Raw genomic sequence first — 3434 nt, 5'->3', positions numbered from 1 at the left:
GTGCACAGCGTCATTCGCGCCGCGTGCGCGTTCTCAAATTTGCCGTGCCGGTGGCCGCAGCACTGATAGCGGTCGCTTTCCCGGTCTATTCCTATCTCGCCGCACCCGTCTCGGTGAAGATTCAGGCGGAAGGCACTGCCTTTTCCAACGGCAAGCTGGTGATGGCCAATCCCAAGCTCAACGGTTTCACCAAGCAGAAGCAGCCTTATTCGATGACGGCGCTGCGTGCCATTCAGGATGTCAGCACGCAAGGTATCATCGAGCTGGAAGGCATCGACGCCAAGGTGCCGATCGCGTCCGACAATGTGGCGGCGGTCAAGGCCTCGCACGGCACCTACGATCGCGACGGCAATACGATGAACCTGACCAGCGACGTGACGATCACCACGACCGACGGCATGCAGGCCAAGTTCAAATCGGTCTTCCTCGACATGGGCAAAGGCACTATGAAGACAGGAGATCCCGTCGATGTCAGCCGTGGCGGGTCGCGGATCACGGCGGATACGATGTCGGTCCAGGACAATGGCAAGATTCTGGTTTTCGAGAACAAAGTGCGCGTCAACATCGATTCCGCCGCCCTGAAGGCGGCACAGGGAAACAGCGGAGAAACCAATGCGGCTCAGTAGTTCGACGCGGCTCGCGGCTGCAACTTCAGCGTTGCTGCTGCTCGGACTCGTGCCGTCATGGGCGCAGACGACCAGTCAATCAGGCCTCAAACTGTCCGGCGACAAGCCGATCCAGATCGAGAGCGACAAGCTGGAAGTCCGCCAGGCCGACAGTGTCGCCATCTTCACGGGCAATGTCAGCGTCGTCCAGGGGCCGACATTGATGAAGGCCGGCAAGATGACGGTCTACTACGTCAAGGACCCCAACGCCGCTGCCAAGGGCACGGAGGCCGCGGGTGCGGCGATGACGGGCTCGGCCAACATCGACCACCTGGAGATCTCCGACAAGGTCTATATCAAGTCGGATGCGCAGATCGCGACCGGCGATCAAGGCAGCTTCGATATGAAGAGCCAGGTGCTGGTGCTTTCGGGCAAAAAGGTCGTTCTGTCGCAAAACGACAACGTTCTGGTGGGCTGCAAACTTACCGTGCAGATGAAAAGCGGGCTGGCTCAGGTGGATCCATGCGCTGGGCAACGTGTCCAGATGTCGATCACGCCGCCGCCGAAATCGGGAGCGACGAACCCCTGATGGCCAGCCTGTCGTCGCTGACGGCGCGTCTTCCGGGACGGGCCGCCGGCAAGCTTTCGGCGCCGGCCACGGTGACCGTCGATGCGGGAAAGTTCAAGGGAACCCTGATCGCCAAGGGGCTGACCAAGAGCTACAAGGGCCGCAAGGTCGTCAGCGGCGTCACCATCGGCGTGCGCGCCGGAGAGGCAGTTGGACTGCTCGGCCCCAACGGCGCCGGCAAAACGACCTGTTTCTATATGGTTACCGGCCTGGTGCCGGTGGATGAAGGCACGATCGAGATCGACGGCTTCGATGTCACGTCGATGCCGATGTACCGTCGTGCACGCCTCGGCATCGGCTATCTGCCGCAGGAAGCATCGATCTTCCGCGGCCTCAATGTCGAGCAGAATATCCGCGCCGTGCTGGAAGTGGTCGAAAAGGACCGCAAGGTGCGCGAGCGCAATCTCGACGAACTGCTCGAGGAATTCCACATCAGCCATCTGCGCAAGGCGCCATCCATGTCGCTTTCGGGCGGCGAGCGGCGACGCTTGGAAATCGCGCGAGCGCTGGCGACGCGTCCGGCCTACATGCTGCTCGACGAGCCTTTCGCCGGCATCGATCCGATCGCCGTCGCGGATATTCAACAACTGGTGCGCCACCTCACGGCGCGCGGCATCGGCGTCCTCATCACCGATCACAATGTGCGCGAAACGCTCGGCCTCATCGACCGCGCCTACATCATCCATGCCGGCCAGGTGCTGACCCATGGAAGGGCCGACGAAGTGGTGGCAAACCCGGATGTGCGGCGACTTTACCTCGGCGAGGGTTTCACCCTCTGAGCGTGAAATTTGTTTCCTGACACGATTTTTGCGGTTCGCGCGGCGCTTTTTCCTCGATTTTGCTCCGAGATAACGCTCCGGTAAGCGAGTTTTGCTACCAATTGCCTTGACAAGCAAAAGCCGGGCCAGTTTCTATGGCCGGCTGCAAAATTCCTTTCCGGAAGTCCGGATGCGTAGACGAGGCGTTTGAAACCGAACCATGGCGTTGGCGGCCAAACTACAGCTACGACAATCGCAGTCGCTGGTGATGACGCCGCAACTGATGCAGTCGATTCGGCTGCTGCAGTTCACCCATGTCGAACTCGAGCATTTCATCGACGAGGAAATCGAGCGCAATCCGCTGCTGGAGCGCGCCGAGCCGCAGGACGATGCCGCCAGCGACCAGGCGCAGAAGATCGAGGCGGAGCCGCAAGCCGCCCGCGAAGGCGACTGGTTCGAAAACGAGACGCAGTGGAGCGCGGAGGCGATCTCGGACAAGCTCGACACGTCGCTGGAAAACCTGTTTCCCGACGACCCGGGCACCAGCGAGCGGCTCGGTCCCGACCTGACGGCGCAATGGAAATCGGCTTCCGGCAATGGCGCGGGTTCCTCATCCGAGTGGTTTGACGCCGGCGACATGGCGACTGCTGCGATCACGCTGCGCGACCATGTCGGTGAACAGGTAGCGCTAGCCTTCGCCGATCCGGCTGCACGTCTGATCGCCGCCGACCTCGCCGACGGCCTTGACGAGACCGGCTATCTGCGTGCCGATCTGGCCGAGATCGCCGCTCGTCTCGGTGCGGATGCCGCCGCCGTGGCGAAGGTGCTGGCGGTGTGTCAGACCTTCGAGCCGGCCGGCCTGTTTGCCCGCGACCTGGCCGAATGCCTGTCGCTGCAGCTTGCCGTGCGGAGCCGGCTCGATCCGGCGATGAAGGCGCTGGTCGCCAATCTCGAACTCCTGGCACGGCGCGATTTTCACGCATTGAAACGGATCTGCGGTGTCGACGAGGAGGATCTGCTCGACATGCTGGCCGAAATCCGGGCGCTCGATCCCCGGCCGGGCATGGCGTTTTCGGGCGGCGCCAGCGACGCGATCGTCGCCGATGTGGAGGTGCGCGCGGCCAATGACGGCAGCTGGACGGTCGAACTCAATGCCGAAACGCTGCCGCGGGTGTTGGTCGACCATATCTATTTCGCCCAGGTCTCTCCGCAGGCCAAGAACCAGGCGGAAAGGGATTTTCTGGCCGAATGCCTGCAGAACGCCAACTGGCTGACGCGCAGCCTCGACCAGCGGGCAAAGACCATCCTCAAGGTCGCCTCGGAAATCGTTCGCCAGCAGGACGCCTTCCTCGTCCATGGCGTGCGGCAGCTGAAGCCGCTCAATCTGCGCACTGTGGCCGACGCCATCGGCATGCACGAATCGACCGTCAGCCGGGTCACAGC

4 protein-coding genes are annotated in these 3434 nt (G+C 62.3%); all 4 read left to right on the top strand.

Features of this window, described 5'->3' with window-relative positions; translation table 11 throughout:
• The coding region (gene lptC, locus ENZ75_RS25595; protein ID WP_128278409.1) for an LPS export ABC transporter periplasmic protein LptC at positions 1–626 on the top strand (626 nt) is incomplete at its 5' end.
• A complete protein-coding gene (locus tag ENZ75_RS25590; protein WP_013529585.1) occupies positions 613–1194 on the top strand; it encodes an LptA/OstA family protein in 582 nt (193 codons plus the stop codon). The genes lptC and ENZ75_RS25590, both read left to right, overlap by 14 nt.
• Positions 1194–2012 carry an LPS export ABC transporter ATP-binding protein gene (gene lptB / locus ENZ75_RS25585; RefSeq protein WP_013529586.1) on the top strand — a complete coding sequence of 273 codons (819 nt, stop codon included), beginning with the start codon at positions 1194–1196 and terminating at the stop codon, positions 2010–2012. Before ENZ75_RS25590 ends, lptB begins: the two co-directional genes overlap by 1 nt.
• Before the next feature lie 199 nt (positions 2013–2211).
• Positions 2212–3434 (top strand): RNA polymerase factor sigma-54 (rpoN, locus tag ENZ75_RS25580; protein ID WP_128278408.1); only part of this gene is annotated, 1223 nt, incomplete at its 3' end.

It is taken from the genome of Mesorhizobium sp. M7A.F.Ca.CA.002.04.1.1 (assembly GCF_004022805.1).
GTDB lineage: Bacteria > Pseudomonadota > Alphaproteobacteria > Rhizobiales > Rhizobiaceae > Mesorhizobium > Mesorhizobium ciceri.
Note: the sequence above shows the minus strand (reverse complement) of the source record. Positions and strands in the feature narration are given on the sequence as shown.